At 67.1% G+C, this 15713-nt stretch carries 13 protein-coding genes; 2 read left to right on the forward strand and 11 right to left on the reverse strand.

What is annotated here, in order from left to right; genetic code table 11:
• Positions 1-42 precede the first annotated feature (42 nt).
• From C6V83_RS16600 to rplJ, 11 genes are all read right to left on the reverse strand, one after another.
• Entirely contained in the window at positions 43-1299 is a 1257-nt protein-coding gene (locus C6V83_RS16600; RefSeq protein ID WP_105943339.1) for an MCE family protein, read from the reverse strand.
• On the reverse strand, positions 1289-2662 hold the full coding sequence (locus tag C6V83_RS16605) for an MCE family protein (RefSeq protein ID WP_105943340.1): 1374 nt from the start codon (positions 2660-2662) through the stop codon (positions 1289-1291). Before C6V83_RS16605 ends, C6V83_RS16600 begins: the two co-directional genes overlap by 11 nt.
• Positions 2662-3918, reverse strand: a complete 1257-nt coding sequence (locus C6V83_RS16610) for an MCE family protein (protein WP_105943341.1) — start codon at positions 3916-3918, stop codon at positions 2662-2664. The genes C6V83_RS16605 and C6V83_RS16610 overlap by 1 nt, the downstream gene beginning before the upstream one ends.
• Positions 3918-4994: an MlaD family protein gene (locus C6V83_RS16615; protein ID WP_105943342.1), complete on the reverse strand. Its 1077-nt coding sequence runs from the start codon at positions 4992-4994 to the stop codon at positions 3918-3920. The genes C6V83_RS16610 and C6V83_RS16615 overlap by 1 nt, the downstream gene beginning before the upstream one ends.
• A 2-nt stretch (positions 4995-4996) precedes the next feature.
• Positions 4997-6106: an MCE family protein gene (locus tag C6V83_RS16620; RefSeq protein WP_105943343.1), complete on the reverse strand. Its 1110-nt coding sequence runs from the start codon at positions 6104-6106 to the stop codon at positions 4997-4999.
• Positions 6103-7419 carry an MCE family protein gene (locus C6V83_RS16625; RefSeq protein ID WP_105943344.1) on the reverse strand — a complete coding sequence of 439 codons (1317 nt, stop codon included), beginning with the start codon at positions 7417-7419 and terminating at the stop codon, positions 6103-6105. Before C6V83_RS16625 ends, C6V83_RS16620 begins: the two co-directional genes overlap by 4 nt.
• Positions 7420-7425: 6 nt before the next feature.
• Positions 7426-8298 (reverse strand): MlaE family ABC transporter permease, encoded by an 873-nt coding sequence (locus tag C6V83_RS16630; protein WP_105943345.1) that lies wholly within the window; start codon positions 8296-8298, stop codon positions 7426-7428.
• A gap of 2 nt (positions 8299-8300) precedes the next feature.
• Positions 8301-9107 carry an MlaE family ABC transporter permease gene (locus C6V83_RS16635; protein WP_105943346.1) on the reverse strand — a complete coding sequence of 269 codons (807 nt, stop codon included), beginning with the start codon at positions 9105-9107 and terminating at the stop codon, positions 8301-8303.
• Positions 9104-10357 carry an ABC transporter ATP-binding protein gene (locus C6V83_RS16640; RefSeq protein WP_105943347.1) on the reverse strand — a complete coding sequence of 418 codons (1254 nt, stop codon included), beginning with the start codon at positions 10355-10357 and terminating at the stop codon, positions 9104-9106. Before C6V83_RS16640 ends, C6V83_RS16635 begins: the two co-directional genes overlap by 4 nt.
• 473 nt (positions 10358-10830) lie before the next feature.
• Positions 10831-11220, reverse strand: a complete 390-nt coding sequence (gene rplL, locus C6V83_RS16645; protein WP_105943348.1) for a 50S ribosomal protein L7/L12 — start codon at positions 11218-11220, stop codon at positions 10831-10833.
• Positions 11221-11329: 109 nt separating this feature from the next.
• A complete protein-coding gene (rplJ, locus tag C6V83_RS16650; RefSeq protein WP_105943349.1) occupies positions 11330-11857 on the reverse strand; it encodes a 50S ribosomal protein L10 in 528 nt (175 codons plus the stop codon).
• A 295-nt stretch (positions 11858-12152) separates the two neighbouring features.
• Between rplJ and C6V83_RS16655 the strand changes: the two genes are divergently transcribed.
• Complete coding sequence (locus C6V83_RS16655) at positions 12153-13352, forward strand: glycoside hydrolase family 76 protein (RefSeq protein ID WP_105943350.1); 1200 nt, start codon at positions 12153-12155, stop codon at positions 13350-13352.
• A gap of 115 nt (positions 13353-13467) precedes the next feature.
• The gene (locus C6V83_RS16660; protein WP_234353779.1) at positions 13468-15525 is read left to right on the forward strand and encodes a CocE/NonD family hydrolase; all 2058 of its coding nucleotides are present in this window, start codon (positions 13468-13470) and stop codon (positions 15523-15525) included.
• The last annotated feature ends 188 nt before the right edge of the window (positions 15526-15713 follow it).

Below are 15713 nucleotides of genomic sequence, written 5' to 3' on the forward strand. Positions count from 1 at the left end.
GCACCCGCCGCCACCAAAGGCTCGGTGACGGCGGCTTTGCGGTCAGTTCTTGTACTTGGTCGGATGCACGCCCATCAGCCACGCCAACTGGGTCGCCAGCGGGTTCAAGTTCAGCGTGTCCGGCATCTTCTTCGCCGTGTTGTCCCACGGCTGCTTGTACTCCGGATTGCTGAGCGCGGCCCGGTTGGCACTGCGCACACCCGTGGGGTTGCCGACCGGCACCGCACAACTCGCGTCCCGGTTGAACGGGAAGTCGTCGTAGTTGATGTCGAAGTCCGGATTCTTCCGCTTCATCTCGTCGATGATCTTCTTGGTGCCCTCGTAGCCCCGGGTACACGTCGGCGGATTGTTGGTCTCGAGCACGATGCCGAAGTGGATCTGCCCGTCGCCCGGAGCCGCCGAGTGGCTGCCCGCCGAGAGCGCCGACAGCATGGCCAGCGTGGCGCCGGTGGAGAACGTCGCCGGCTCCACCGTATGCATGGTCTCGCCCAGCAGCCGGACCAGCTTGCCGGTGTCGCCCCCGTGCTTCTGCAGGAACGACGACAACTGCGATGCCGTGAGCGGCGCGTTGGTGAGGATCCGGCGCACGTCCGGATCCGACGACGCCAGCTGCGCGGTCACCAGCTCCAGACCGTGGGACCAGGCCAGGATCTGATCGGATTGGTCGGCCTGGGTCGACAGCACCACGTTCGAGTTCTGGATCAGGCTGATGGTCTCACCGAGGTTGTCGTAGCCGGCCTCGGTCAGATTGATGAGCGAATCGACCAGCCGGTCCATGCTCTCGGCCCGGCCGTTGAACGCCAGACCCAGCTCGTGCACCACGGTGGTCAGGTCCTCGACCGGGACCGACTCGGTCAGCGTGATCGTGTCGGTCATGACGTCCTGCAGCACCGGCGGCAGCTCGTACTTGCGGATCACGTCGTTCTTCTTCAAGTACGGTCCGTCGCCGTTCGGCGGGCGCAGGTCGATGTACTGCTCGCCGACCGCCGAACGGTTGGCGACGACGGCGACCGCCGAGGCCGGAACGTCGGGTGCGCGCGAATCCATCAGCAGTTCGACGTTCACGCCGTCGTCGGTGAGCGTCAGCTTGCCCACGCGGCCGACCGGAACGCCGCGATAGGTCACCTGCGCGTTGGTGAAGATGCCGCCGCTGCTGTCGCCCATCTCGACCGTCACCGGGTACTGGCCGATGCCGGCCAGCTTGTCCAGGCGGGCGTAGTTGGCCCCGACGAAGATGATGGCGAGCACGCCGATCACCGCGAACACGATCAGCTGGATCTTGACGAGTTTAGTGACCATCGGTGCCTCCGAGGAGCGCGATCGGGCCGTCCAGGTAGTTCACGTCGGCCGAGCTCGGGTTGCGGCCGGGCTTGTTCTGCGTGCTGCTGGTCGTCGGCTTCTTCTTCGTCGTCGACCGGCTCGACGGGTTGCGGGCGGCGGGCGGCGGCACCGGGTTCATCGGATACAGCCCGCCCGACGGCGGAGTGTTGGGCCCGAGCCGCGAATTCGGGGCCGGCGGCAGCAGGGAGATGGTCGGCCAGCCCCAACGGGGGCCGTTCCCGTTGATGTACGGGTTGTTGCGATCGACCTTCGGCGGATTCACCGACGGTGCCTGGTACCGCGGAGTTCCCTGACCCACGCCGAGCGCTTCGAGCTGGTTCAGCAGTCGCAGGTCGACGTTGAGGAACAAGTTGGTCGAGTCGCCCTGCACCGCGGGCAGGATGTCGTCCGGGAAGGGATGAGTCAGCATCAGCGGTGCGGCGGTGATCGCATCGTCGGCGGCCTTCGCGAGCTGCGTCAGGATCGGCGCCAGCGCCTTCAGGTCGGTGATGATCGCCTTGTGGGCTTTGCCGAGCACCGCGGTACCCGCCTGCCCCAGCTCGTCGAGCTTCACCAACAGGTCGACCAGCTGCGGGCGCTGCTCCTCCAGCACCGCGATGCCGGCCGGCAGCTCGTCGAGAATCCGCTCGATCTGCGCGGTCTGGTTGGACGCCCGATCGGACAGCACCGAGATGCCGTCGATCGCGTTGACGATGTCGTCACGCTGCTTGTTCAGTCCGCGGATCAGCTTCTCCGCGTTGATCAGCAGCTCGCGGGTCTGCTTGTTGCCCTCTTCGCCGCCCATCGACTGGTTCAGCGCGGTGACGATCGGCGAGAGTTGGGCGATGCCGCCGCCGTTCAGCAGCAGCGACAGCGCGCCGAGGAGCTCCTCGATGTCGGTGGTCGTCTTGGTGCGGCTGACGCCGATCGGCACGGCCGGATTCTGGCGCGGGTCGTCAGCCGTGCCCTCCGGTTCGCTGAGCGCGACGAACTTCTCACCGAGCAGGTTGGTCTGCTGCACCGCGGCACGCGCCTGATCCGACAGGTTCACGACGTTCTGCACCTTGACCGTGACGAGCGCGGTCCACTCCCCGTCGGGCACCTCGATCTTGGTGACGCGACCCACGGGGATGCCGTTCTTCTTCACCACCGACTGCGGGACCAGATCCAGGATGTTCTCGAACTCGATCTTGTACTCGCGCGGGTTGTCGCCCAGCGAGACGCCGCCCGGGAGCGGCATCTCCTGCACGTTGACACCGCACGCCGACACGCCGAAGATCATCGCGGCCATCGCCGCGCCGAGTCCCACAGCCTTGAGACGGTTGCTCTTACCGAACTTCATCAGTTCCCTCCCGGCAGCTTCGGATCGGGGTTGCCCGGTCGCGAGCCCGGCGGCTGGATGCGCTGGAGCTTGTAGTTGCTCATGATGCCGAACGGCAGGATCGGGAGGATCGGCTCGAGCACGTCGTCCTGGATCTGCTCGCCGATCTCCTCGCAGTGCGAGACCAGCGGCTTCATCTTCCGGCTGAACTCCATGGCGAGCGGATTGCCGGGCATCAGCTTGCCCAGGTCGAGAAGGCGGCACTGTGCCCCGATGGGGTCCTGCAAATCGAGGATGTTGACGCGCATGGCGACCGTGCCCGACTCGGCGTCGTACGCGTTGATCAGGTTGCTGATCGTGGTCGGCAGCACGGTGAAGATCTCCAGGAGGTCCTCGCGGTTGTCGTAGAGCGCCTGCGCGGTCGGCTGCAGATCCCGGATCGCCTTGCCCAGCTTGGCCTCGTTGTCGGCCAGGAAGCCGGCGACGTCGCCGAGCGCATACGAGAGCGTGTTCAGCGCCTTGCCGAGCTGGTTCCGCTCACCGGCCAGGAAGCTGTTGAACTGCGCCATCTGCGAGTTGAACAGGCGCACCTGCGAATCGCTCTCCTTGAGCGCTCCGACGAACACGTCGAGGTCCTTGACCGTCGAGAACAGGTCGCCCCGGGAGTTCGACAGCCGGGACGCCGCCTTCGACAGGTTCTCGATGGCGCTGCCGAGCTTCTCGCCGTTGCCCTCCAGCGCGGTGGCGCCGGCGCTCACGAACTCGCTCAGCGCGCCCTTCTGGTTCACCTCGTCGTCGCCCGGGCCGAGCGACTTCGAGAGCTTCTGCAGGTTGGCGTAGATCCCGTCGATCTCGACCGGGACCGCGGTGCGGTCCATCGGGATGTTCACGTTGTTCCCCGCGGCGGCGCCGCCGCTGTAGGCCGGCAGCAGCTGCACGTAGCGGTCGGCCACCAGAGACGGGATCACCTGGACGGCCTGCACGTCGGCCGGCAGGGTGACCCCGTGGCGCACGTCCATCTCCACCAGGACCGTCTCGCCCTGCGGCGTCACCTTGGTGATCTTGCCGACGTCCACGCCGAGCACCCGCACGTTGGAGCCCTCGTAGAGCCCCACCGCGCTGGAGAAGGTGGCCCGCACCTTGGTCGAGTTCAGGTAGCCGAAGGCCCACCAGCCGATGATGCCGACGATCACCGCCACCACCGCGACCAGCGCGATGATCTTGTTGTTCCTGGGCGTGAAGAAGGTGTTCTCCACGTTCGCGTCCGGTGTGCTCATCAGCTACCCGTCCCCCCATTCGTGAGGTTCTTGCGCATGTTCGGCGGGCGATGGGTGTTCTGCGCCGGAAGGGCCGGCGGCAGCAGGTTGGTCACCGTCGCCTCGAACCACCGTCCGTTGCCCAGCACGTTGGCGTACAGGCGGTAGAACGGTGCGAGATTCTGGATCGACGACCGCAGGTTCGCATTCTGCGAGGTCAGCAGGGTGGTCACGCCCTCGAGGGACTTGAGCACCGGGCCGATCTGCTTCTCGTTGTCGCGCACGATTCCGGTCAGCGCCTTGCTGAGCGCCTCGGTGCTCTTGAGCAGCGACGAGATGGCCTGCTGGCGGTTGTTGAGCTCCTGCAGCAGCACACCCGCGCCGGCGATCAACCGGGTGAACTCCTCGTTGCGGTCGGCCAGGATCTTGGCCGACGAGCGCGTCGCCTTCAGCAGTCGCTCCACCTCGGCGTCTCGACTCGCGATGGTCTGCGACAGCCGGGAGATGCCGTCCAGCGCCGGACCGACGTCCTTGGCCGAGGCCCGGAAGACGTCGGACAGCTTGCCGAGCGCCTCGGCCACCTGATCTGTGTCGACGTTCTCGATCTGGTCGGCGGCGTCGGAGAACGCCTCGACGACGTCGTACGGGGCGACGGTGTCGGTGAGGACCTCGCGCGGATCGGCCCGCTTGGTGCCCATCGGGTTGAGCGCGATGTACTTCTGGCCGAGCACCGTCTTGATCTGAATGGTCGCCTGCGTCTTGTCGCCGATCCAGGTGTTCGCCACCCGCATCCGCATCAGGACCCGGTCGCCGTCGAGGTCCACCGCCGTGACCTCGCCGACCTTGACGCCCGCGACGCGGACCTCGTTGCCGGGCTTCACGCCGGCGGCCTCGTCGAACTGGACCGTGTACTGCGGGCTGGCGCCCACCAGCGGCAGATCCTTGAGATAGAACGACGACAGCGTCAGCATGATCAGGACCGTGACGCCCAGGATGCCGATGCTGCGGGGCTTGCGCTGACCCGCGAACCGGCGGGACTTCTTCGGCGGCAGCTTGGTGACGTCGATGTCGGCCGCGTTCTTCTGCTGGTCGGACATGCTCACCCCTCCCCGTTGATCTTGCCGTCGGCCCAGCAGCGTGTGGCCATGCTGGTGTAGAGGACGTGGTTGATGTCCGGCAGCGGCACCAGCGGCTGGCTCAGCAGCCTCGACTTCCCGTTGCCCGCGGTGATGTCCAGGCCGCACAGGTAGAACTGGAACCACGAACCGAAGGTGGCCGAGCGGCCCAGCTTCTCCAGCTTGACCGGGAGGTTCTTCAGCACGTCCTCCACGTCGCCCTGCCGCGCGTTGATCTTGTCGCTGGTGGCCTTGAGACCGGCCAGCGAGGCCTGGATCGACGGGCGGGTCTGACTCAGGATGGAGCCGGTGAGCGAGGTCAGGTTCGACACCGAGCTGATCGCCGAGCCCACCGAACCGCGCTGAGCGGCCAGGCCGGTCACCAGCTTCTCGGTGTTCACCAGCAGATCGGTCAGCTGGTCGTCGTTCTTGTTCACCGTGTCCAGCACCTTGGTGAGGTTGGTGATCATCTCGCCGATCACCTTGTCCTTGTCGGCGATGGTGTTGGTCAGTTCGGCGGTCTGATTGATCAGCGAGCCGATGGTGGCGCCCATGTCGACGCCGTCGCCCTGCTGGAACACGGCGATCACCGTCTCGGCGAGCTTGTTCATGTCGTCGGGGGTGATCTGCTTGAACAGCGGCCGGAAGCCGTTGAACAGCTCTGTGAGGTTCACCGCGGGGAACGTGCTGCTCACCTTGCGGTCCTCGTGGTACCGGAACGTGTAGCCCGGGCCGACCGTCTCGGCGGCGTCGCCGGGCCCCTTCTCCAGTGCCACGTACCGCAGACCGGCCAGGTTGCGGTACCGGATGTAGATCCGGGTGCTCTTGGGCAGCGTGCTGCGGTTGACGTCGAACGCCACTTCGGCGCGGTTCTGTTCGACGATGTTCACGCTCTGGACCTGACCGACGCGCACGCCGGCGATCCGGACGTCGTCTCCGGGGTTCAGCATGGCGGCGTCGGTGAAGATCGCCTTGTAGCTGTTCTTGCCCGACGCGCCCGCATTGGCGATCAACAGCGCCAGCACCGTCGTCGCCAGGATCGTCACCACAGCGAAGACGATCAGCTTGATCAGCGGAGACCAGACACCCCTCATTTGATCGTCACCTGCGCTCCCTGCAGTGCGGTGCCGCCGATGTAGGTGGTCCAGCCCGGCACGTCCGCCGGGTTCTGACCGCTGTCGGCGCCGTAGATCAGCTTCATCTGAGTCATGTAGTCGCTCTCCATGCCCTTGCCGGCGGGCATTCCCGCGAACTGCGGCTGCGGCAGATTCGGCCAGGTCTTCGGACCGGCGTTACGCGACGGCGGCTGGTACGAGCCGTCCGGGACGCTGCCGCCCGGGTACTGCGGGAACGGGCGGCCGTTGGTGGCCGGTTCGTAGCAGCGGGCCGGCGGATCGAGCCACCACATGCGGGGCTCGTCCTGGTTCGGCAGGTACCGGCCGCGCGGATTCACGAACTGCACGTTCACGTGGACTCCGGGATTCTCGGTGTCCTTGCCGACGATCGGCCCGACCTTCGGGATGATCGTGGCGAAGTTGTGGAACGTGCACTGGAACACCGGCGACTGGCGGGCCAGCTGCTTGAGCATGAACTCCGAGTCGACGAACACGTTCACCAGATTGCGCCGGTTCTTGTTCAGGAAGTTCGTGGTGTCGACCGCGGCCACGCCGAGTGTCGCGATGACGTTGCGGAGGTCGCCCTGGCGCTCCACCACGGTCCGGTTGGTCACGCGCAGGTTGTCGAGCGCGTCGATCACATCCGGCAGCGCATCGGAGTAGGTCTGCGAGAACGAGGCCAGACCGCGCAGGGTGCCCTGCAGCTCGGGCATGTTCGCGTTGACCCGGGAAAAGATGGTGTTGAGCTGCTCGATGGTCTTGTTCAGCTCCTTGCCACGGCCTCCGATGGCGGCGTTCACCGAGGTGAGCGTCGCGTTCAGGTCCTCGGGGGGAACGGCCTCCAGGATCGGCAGCAGTGCGTCGAACAGATCCTCGACCTCGGGGGCGTTGCCGCTCGCGTCGGTCTTGATGGTGCCGCCCTTGGCCAGGGTGCCGCCCTGCGGGTCGGCCGGGATCTCCAGCGAGACGAAGCGCTCGCCGAACAGGGTCTTCGGCAGGATACGGGCTGTGGTGTTGGCCGGCAGGTCGCCGGCCAGGTTCGGATCCAGTCCGAGCTCGACGTCGACCTTGCCTCCCTCGCGGACCGTGACGGCCTTGACCGTCCCGACCACCACGCCGCGCGCCTTGACGTCGGCCTTGGGCACCAGCGCGTTGCCCGCGTCGCCGGCCACCAGCGTCACCTTGGTGACGGTCTCGAAGGTGCCCCGGAAGATGAGGACCGACGTGGCCAGCAACCCGAAGACGATGACGTAGAACACCAGGCCGAGCAGCCTGCGCTTGACTGTCTGCATCGCGCGTTAACCTCCGACCCGGACCGACGTCGACGTGCCCCAGATGGCCAGACCGAGGAAGAAGTCCATCAGCGCGATCAGCACCAGCGCCGAACGCACCGCGTGTCCCACGGCCACACCCACGCCGGCCGGGCCCCCACTGGCGTAGTAGCCGTAGTAGCAGTGGACCAGGATGATCACGAAGGCGAAGACCAGCACTTTGCCGAACGACCAGAGGACGTCTTCTGGTGGCAGAAACAGGTTGAAGTAATGGTCGTACGAGCCCGTGGACTGGCCGTTGAAGGTCGTGTTGATCACCCGAGACGCCAGATAGGCGGCCATCAGGCCGAGCACGTACAGCGGAATCACGGCGACGAAGCCGGCGATCACCCGCGTGGAGACCAGGAACGGGATCGAGGGCACCGCCATCACCTCGAGCGCATCGATCTCCTCGGAGATGCGCATGGCGCCGAGCTGCGCGGTGAAGCCGCAGCCCACCGTCGCACTGAGCGCGAGACCACCCACCAGGGGCGCGACCTCGCGCGTGTTGACGTAGGCGGACAGGAAGCCCGAAAGCGCCTCCGAACCGATCTGACTCAGGGCCGCGTAGCCCTGCATGCCGACCACCACGCCGGTGAAGCCCGACATCAGGATCATCACGCCCACCGTGCCGCCGATGACGGCCATGCCGCCGGCGCCGAAGGCCACCTCGGCGAGGATGCGCATCACCTCGCGGGTGTAGTGCACCAGCGTGCGCGGAATCCATGCCAGCGTCCGTCCGTAGAAGGACATCTGTTCGCCGGCACCGTCGAGCAGCTTGAACGGACGACCGAGCTGCTTCCTGGCCTCGTAGACCAGGTACTCGGGCCGGCTCTTGGCAATCGTCACACCACGGGTCACGGCTAACCTACCTTCGGCGGAACGATCTGGATGAAGACCGCTGTGATGATCAGGTTCGCGAAGAACAGCAATAGGAAGGTCACGACCACGGACTGGTTGACCGCCTCGCCGACGCCCTTCGGGCCGCCCTTCGGATGGAGTCCCTTGTAGGCCGCGACCACGCCGGCGATGATGCCGAAGATCGCCGCCTTGAAGGTCGAGACGTACAGGTCAGGCAACTGCGCCAGCGCACCGAACGACGCGAGGTAAGCACCGGGGGTGCCGCCTTGCACGATCACGTTGAAGAAGTAGCCGCCGGCGATGCCGACGACGGCGACCAGGCCGTTGAGGAGCATGGCCACCAGAACCATGGCGAGCACCCTCGGGACCACCAGTCGCTGCACCGGGTTGATGCCCAGCACCTCCATGGCGTCGATCTCTTCGCGGATGGTGCGGGAGCCGAGGTCGGCGGCCACCGCAGATCCGGCGGCTCCGGCCACCAGCAGCGACGTGACCAGGGGCGAACCCTGCTGCACGACGACGAGAACGCTCGCTGCGCCGGTGAACGACTCCGCGCCGAGTTGCTTGATCAGCGAGCCGGTCTGCAGCGACACGATCGCGCCGAACGGAATCGCGATGAGCGCCGTCGGCAGGATGGTGACACTGGCGATGAACCAGGCCTGCTGAATGAACTCGCGCCACTGGAACGGGCGCACGAACAGCTGACGCGCGACGTCGACAAAGAGCTGCACCACATTGCCGGTCTGGGACAGTGCCCCGTCACCGGCCTTCTGCAGCCTTGCGACGCCACGCTGGGTGGCGGTCGTCATGCCCGGCCGCTCCCCTGTCCGTCGTCGATCACCCGGGTGATCTCCTCGGTGCGCTCTTCCTCGGGCAGGGTCGCGACCTGCCGCGTCTCCTCGTCGAGGACGATCGTCTCGGTCGGGGTCTCGATCACCTCGGTGACACCACCGGCGGACGCCACCGCGGTGGCGTCGTGATGATGGTCGAGGACGACGCCGTCCGGATAGCTGAACTGGTGATTCGCCATGGCGACCAGGGTGGCCGAGGTGTCCGGCGTCTCCGCGGCCCGGCGGTCCTCTTCGGCGATCGACGCGCGGATGGCGGCCTGTGCGTTCGGCGGCAGACCGTTGACGATGTTCAGGACGTTCTGACGGTGGCGGATCGCGGCCTTGCGCACGGGCATGCCCGGGTTCGGCTGCACCTGCGGGATGATCTCGCTGAAGTCGTCCTTGGTGCCGCCGCCGGAGATGCCGGCGGCCTGCATGGCGGCCTCCGCGGCGGCCACGGCCTCGTCCTTCTCCTCGGACATGCCGATCGGGCCGAAGCGGTCACCGGCCAGGAACTGCTTGACGACGGGCTGCTCGGAGGTGAGCAGCACCTCGCGCGGACCGAACATCACCAATTCCTTGCGGAACAGCATGCCGATGTTGTCCGGGATGGTCCGGGCGATGTTGATGTTGTGCGTGACGATGAGGATCGTGGCGTCGATCTCGGCGTTGATGTCGATCAGCAGCTGCGAGATGTAGGCAGTGCGCACGGGGTCCAGACCGGAGTCCGGCTCGTCGCACAGGATGATCTCGGGGTCGAGCACCAGCGCGCGTGCCAGACCGGCGCGCTTGCGCATACCGCCGGAGATCTCGCCGGGCAGCTTGTCCTCGGCGCCGGCCAGACCGACCAGCTCCACCTTGTCCATCACGATGCGACGGATCTCGTCTTCCTTCTTCTTCGTATGCTCACGAAGCGGGAAGGCGATGTTGTCGTAGAGGCTCATCGAGCCGAACAGCGCGCCGTCCTGGAACAGCACGCCGAAGAGTTTGCGGATCTCGTACAGTTCCTTGGCCGAGCACTGGGTGATGTCGGTGCCGTCGATGACCACCGAACCCTGCTCCGGATGCAGAAGCCCGATCAGGGTCTTCAGGAACACCGACTTACCGGTGCCCGACGGCCCCAGGAGCGCGTTGACCTCTCCTGCCGGCAGGGTCAGCGTCACATCACGCCAGATGTTCTGTGAGCCGAACGACTTGGTCAAGCCCTCGACTGCGACCTCTACTCCCACTGCGTCCTCCAGACGTGTCGTGTGCACCAAGAAGTCGTAGCGTTGCCGTGCCGACCACCACGCGGAGCCGTGCTCCCTCAGTGCGTCAAATGTGGCTGCGGTCACTCTAACCCACGCCCGCATCCGACGACACCACAGACCAGGGCTGTCGCCACGATCACGATCGGCCGGAACTTACCTCGCGGTAACTTCTTGACTGGCTGAGAATACCTAAGGAAGACGACTTAGCCAAAGTGAGACGAGAGTCCACATGGCGATGCCGAAGCGGTGCAGGTCACAGAGTCGTCGGTCCCAGATCAGCCGGGACCTTGGTCCCTGGGCGTCGGGTCGACTTCTCGGTGGTTCCTGAGCTCCGCCGAAGGGCTCCGCTCGCGCAATCCTCGAGGGCGGATACGACGAAGGCCCGCAGGGGATCCCTGCGGGCCTTCGTCGTTGCCGATACGGCTGGTCGCTCGCACGAGGCGAGCGCGGTCTCACTTGAGCGAGACGGAGGCGCCGGCCTCTTCCAGCTTGGCCTTGGCGGCCTCGGCGTCTTCCTTGCTGACCTTCTCCAGGAGCGCCTTCGGAGCACCCTCGACGAGATCCTTGGCCTCCTTCAGGCCCAGGCCCGAGACGACCTCGCGGACGACCTTGATGACCTGGATCTTCTTGTCGCCGGCACCCTCGAGCACCACGTCGAACTCGTCCTGCTCGGCGGCGGCCTCGGCGCCACCGGCGGCCGGAGCACCGGCAGCGGCGACGGCGACCGGAGCCGCGGCGGTGACCTCGAAGACCTCTTCGAACTTCTTCACGAAATCGCTGAGCTCCAGCAGGGTCAGTTCCTTGAACTGCTCGATGAGCTCGTCAGCGGTGAGCTTCGCCATGATGGCGTCCTTCCTTTAAGTCCCAGTACGGGGGGCCTGCATCCCCTTCGCGGAATGCGGGCCGGGTCGGTGGTGCGACCGGTTGCCCGGCCGCGGGTGGGGCGGGAGGCTAGGCTGCCTCCTCGCCCTCCTTCTTCTCTTGCAGTGCCGCGGCGAGACGCGCGACCTGCGAAGCGGGCTGGTTGAACAGCCCGGCGGCCTTTGCCAAGTTGCCCTTCATGGCACCGGCGAGCTTGGCCAGGAGGACCTCACGGGTCTCCAGGTCGGCGATGGCCTCAACTTCGGCGATGGACAGCGCACGGCCGTCCATGTAGCCGCCCTTGATGACCAGAGCCTTGTTGTCCTTGGCGAAGGTCTTGATCGCCTTGGCGGCGACGACCGGCTCACCTTCGATGAAGGCGATCGCGGTCGGACCAACGAACAGCTCGTCGAGCCCCTCCACGCCTGCTTCGGCAGCAGCGCGCTTGACGAGGGTGTTCTTGGCGACGGAGTAGGTTGCGCCTTCGCCGAGCGAGCGACGCAGCTCGGAGATCTGCGGAACGGACAGACCACGGTATTCCGTGATGACCGCCGCGTTAGCGCCCTTGAACTGCTCGGTGATCTCTGCGACTGCATCGATCTTGTCCTGGTTGGCCATACTTCGCCTCCTCTCGTGTCATTTCCGTTTGACACCCTGCGGGTGTCACGACCCAGTTCCCGCCGCTCGGATGGGGTGCAGCGTCCGGCCGGAGAAACACGAACGCCCCGTGCAGGAAGCACGGGGCGATGTCGGCACACGGCGGACCGCGGCGAAGTCTCCTCGTTCATCCTGCGTGGGCCGCCGAGTGGAACTCGGGCCTTCGGCCGGGATCACTCCCGAACGACCAACGGTCTCTGGTTGAACTCGATGCACCGGCACGTAATCCGGTGAACCGGGATTTAGGGTAGCGGCCATGACCGATGAAGTCGAATCGTCCCCCTCCCCCGACGCCGCGGCCACGCCCGCGGCCCGCGCCGAGGCGGCGATCGACGCCCTGCGTGATCGTCACCTGCGTCGCCTGGGCCACGTGGTCCCGGTCACCCGCATCGGTGTGATCACCTGGCCGCCGCCCGGACGCTTCGGGTCGAAGGAGCGGATCACGTCGTCGTGGCACTACTGGTGGCAGGCTCACCTGCTCGACATCCTGGTCGACGCGGCCAGGCTCGGCGACGTCCGCGCCGCCGGCGAGGCCCGCGCCCTGACCCGCGGGATCCGGCTGCGCAACTTCGGCCGGTGGACCAACCAGTACTACGACGATATGGCCTGGCTGGCGCTGGCACTCGAGCGCGCGAGCCGGCATATAGCGCGCGGCGGACGGCCGCGCGCGCAGCGGAAGCTCACGGAGGTGCTCTACGACGCGTGGACCCCCGAACTCGGCGGCGGCATCCCGTGGCGGACCTCCGACCACTTCTTCAACGTGCCCGCCAACGGGCCGGCGGGGATCTTCCTCGCCCGGCGCGGGCGCATCGAGCGCGGCGTCGCCACGGCCGACTGGATCGCGGAGAACCTGGTGCTGCCGAGCGGATTGATCGCCGACGGCTTCTGGGCGAACCCCGACGGGAGCCGCCGCGAGGAGAACAACGTGTACACCTACTGCCAGGGCGTGACCCTCGGCCTCTGGCTCGAGGCGTACCGCCTGACCGGCGAGTTGCGGCACCTGCACCGCCTCGAGGAACTCCTGGACGTCGTCGCCCGGCACGAGGCACGGCCCGACGGAGTGCTGTCCGGCCACGGAGGCGGCGACGGCGGACTGTTCACCGGCATCCTCGCCCGCTACCTGGCCTTGATCGCCACGGATCTTCCCGTGGGCGCCCCCGGCGAGGAGCGGATCCGGGAGACGGCAGCCCGACTGGTGGTGACCAGCGCCGAGGCGGCATGGTCGCAGCGCGCCGAGATCGACGGGCTGCCGCTGTTCGGCCCCGACTGGAGCTCGCCCGCCGTCGTCCCCGACGCCCAGAGCGCCGGACCGGAGTTCATCGCCGGGGCGGTGCGTTCGTCGCAGACCCCCGAGCGCGACCTCTCGGTGCAGCTGTCCGGTGCGATGCTGATGGCGGCGGCGGCTTCGGTAACGCTTCGATTGCCTGAGCACACCGGTTCGGTTGCCCCCGAATGACAACCGGGAACGTATCCGTGCTTAATTGGTGGTAAGAAGTTCCGTGGGCTGGGTCACAGCCGAGTCGGGGGCGACGACCGCTGCAACGGTGCAGCGGGGAAGGAGAGAGAAGCACGTGAGTGTTCATCTCGATCTCGACGGCGAGGGGTCGTTCCTGCGTGGAGACCTCGGTCCCGCCGCGGCTCCGCACCATCCCGGGCACCCGTATCGTGATGCCTCCGGCGGACACCAGGCCGCGATCTGGCACGAGTCCGTGTACGGCCGCAAGCCCTACCCGCGCGTGACCATCGACCGCAACGTCACCCTCACCATGAGCGACGGGGTGCGCCTGCGCGCCACCGTCATCCGCCCGGCCAATCGCCTCGGGCAGCCCAGCCGGGCGCCTTTCCCCGTCATCCTGAACGTGAACCCCTACAACCGGGCGCTGCTCGACGGCTTCGACTTGACCCTGCACGGTCCCGGCATCGGGCGCGTGATCCGCGGTGTCGCCGGAACGATGACCCAGGAGGACGGTCCGCTGGCCGGCCTGGCGCGCCTGACCCGAACCTTCGACCGGGGCCTGTTCGACGTCTTCGGCGTCAACCGCAACCTGGTGCAGTCCGGCTACGTGCAGGTGATGGTGGACGTCCGTGGAACGGGCGCCTCGCACGGCAAGTGGGAGATCCTCAGCAGCCGCGAGCAGCAAGACTCGGTGGAGGTGATCGAGTGGATCGCCGCGCAGCCGTGGTGCGACGGCGGCGTCGGAATGGTCGGCTGGAGCTACTCGGCCATCAACTCACTGCAGGCCGCAGCACTGCGCCCGGCCGCGCTCAAAGCGGTCTTCGCCGTGGAGGGCAGCCAGGACGTGGTCCGCGACATCTACATCACCGGCGGGATGCCGTCGGCGTTCATCCCCATGTGGCTGGCGATGGTCAACGCGGTCAAATGGGCGCCGAACCCGGCGACCGCCCTGGCCGATCTGCTGCGCGGCGATCTCTATCGCTGGCTCCGCGACCGGCTCAAGAGCCCCGCGACTGAGCTGCCGTCGCTGCTGTGGGGCTTCTTGACCGCACGCGACCATCGGATCTTCGACCATCCGTACTTCCTGGAACGGTCCCCCGACATCGGGCAGATCGAGGCGGCCACCTTCACGGTCGGCGCCTGGCACGACCTGTTCGGCCGCAGCGCCACCGGCGTCTACGACCAGCTGCAGATGCCGCCGGGACGCAAGCAGATGCTCGTGGCCGACGGCTACCACCTCGATCCGGGCTGCGACCACGGCGGCGCTCATCAGCCTCCGCAGCTGGACGTGCTCGAGCGCGCCTGGTTCGACCGGTGGCTCAAGGACATCCCCAACGGCATCGAGGATTACGGTCCGGTGACTCTGGAGCAGCAGGGCGGCGGCTGGTCGTGCGGAGAGCACTTCCCGCGGCGCGAGGTCACCACGCAGCGACTGTTCCTGACCCCCGACCAGTCCGGGACCGCCGACCACGCCAGGCACGACGGCAGCCTCGGGACGGCGCCGGACCTGCACGTCCACCACCTGCACACCCGACCCGACCTGCGGGGCGTGGTCTCTCGCGACGCGGCGCAGGTGTTCGCCGGGCTGCCGATCGCCCTGGGTCGCGGATTCAGCCACGACGCGTCGTACCAGGAGCGCGGCGCTCTCAGCTTCACCAGCGCACCGGTCTCGCGCCCGACCCAGATCTCCGGATCGATGAACCTCCGGCTGAACGTGGCGACCAACGCCCACGAGGGCATCTGGGCCGTGACGGTCAACGACGTCGCCCCCGACGGCACGTCCACGGTGCTGACCAACGGCGCGCTGACCGCGTCCAACCGGGCCCTGGACGTCTCCCGCTCCCGGTACTCCGACGAGGGCGCCCTGATCGACGCCGTGCACTACCTCTCCCGCGAACGCCGGCTGCCGGTGCCGGCCGACGAGCCGGTGCGGATCGACGTCGACCTGGTGGCCACGGACGCGGTGCTCAAGACCGGTCACCGGTTGCGGGTGGACGTGTACGCGGCGAGCCTGCCCCGATACCTGACGATCGTGCCCGACCTGATCAAGGCCCGCGGCCGTCGTCAGCAACTGGTGCTGGATCCGAACAAGCCCAGCTACCTGACCTTCCTGTCTGACGGCGACCTCGGTACCGCCCCGGTCCCGGCACCCACGCAGCTCCGTCCGATGTAGGCGCGGGGTCTCGATACGCGCGGACTCACTGCGTTCGCCCCGCTACTCGACCACCACCGAGTATCGGTCAATGGTCGAGTAGCGATTGGTGGTCAGTAGCGGTTGGTGGTCGAGTAGCGGTTGGTGGTCGAGTAGCGGTTGGTGGTCGAGTAGCGGCGAACGGAGTGAGTCCGCGTATCGAGACCAAC

Source organism: Gordonia iterans (assembly GCF_002993285.1).
Classification (GTDB): Bacteria; Actinomycetota; Actinomycetes; order Mycobacteriales; family Mycobacteriaceae; genus Gordonia; species Gordonia iterans.

What these genes read in the sequence shown, in the direction of transcription:
- C6V83_RS16600 (WP_105943339.1), bottom strand. Translation starts at nt 1,299, where the DNA reads ATGGTCACTAAACTCGTCAAGATCCAGCTGATCGTGTTCGCGGTGATC.
- C6V83_RS16605 (WP_105943340.1), bottom strand. Translation starts at nt 2,662, where the DNA reads ATGAAGTTCGGTAAGAGCAACCGTCTCAAGGCTGTGGGACTCGGCGCG.
- C6V83_RS16610 (WP_105943341.1), bottom strand. Translation starts at nt 3,918, where the DNA reads ATGAGCACACCGGACGCGAACGTGGAGAACACCTTCTTCACGCCCAGG.
- C6V83_RS16615 (WP_105943342.1), bottom strand. Translation starts at nt 4,994, where the DNA reads ATGTCCGACCAGCAGAAGAACGCGGCCGACATCGACGTCACCAAGCTG.
- C6V83_RS16620 (WP_105943343.1), bottom strand. Translation starts at nt 6,106, where the DNA reads ATGAGGGGTGTCTGGTCTCCGCTGATCAAGCTGATCGTCTTCGCTGTG.
- C6V83_RS16625 (WP_105943344.1), bottom strand. Translation starts at nt 7,419, where the DNA reads ATGCAGACAGTCAAGCGCAGGCTGCTCGGCCTGGTGTTCTACGTCATC.
- C6V83_RS16635 (WP_105943346.1), bottom strand. Translation starts at nt 9,107, where the DNA reads ATGACGACCGCCACCCAGCGTGGCGTCGCAAGGCTGCAGAAGGCCGGT.
- rplL (WP_105943348.1), bottom strand. Translation starts at nt 11,220, where the DNA reads ATGGCGAAGCTCACCGCTGACGAGCTCATCGAGCAGTTCAAGGAACTG.
- rplJ (WP_105943349.1), bottom strand. Translation starts at nt 11,857, where the DNA reads ATGGCCAACCAGGACAAGATCGATGCAGTCGCAGAGATCACCGAGCAG.
- C6V83_RS16655 (WP_105943350.1), top strand. Translation starts at nt 12,153, where the DNA reads ATGACCGATGAAGTCGAATCGTCCCCCTCCCCCGACGCCGCGGCCACG.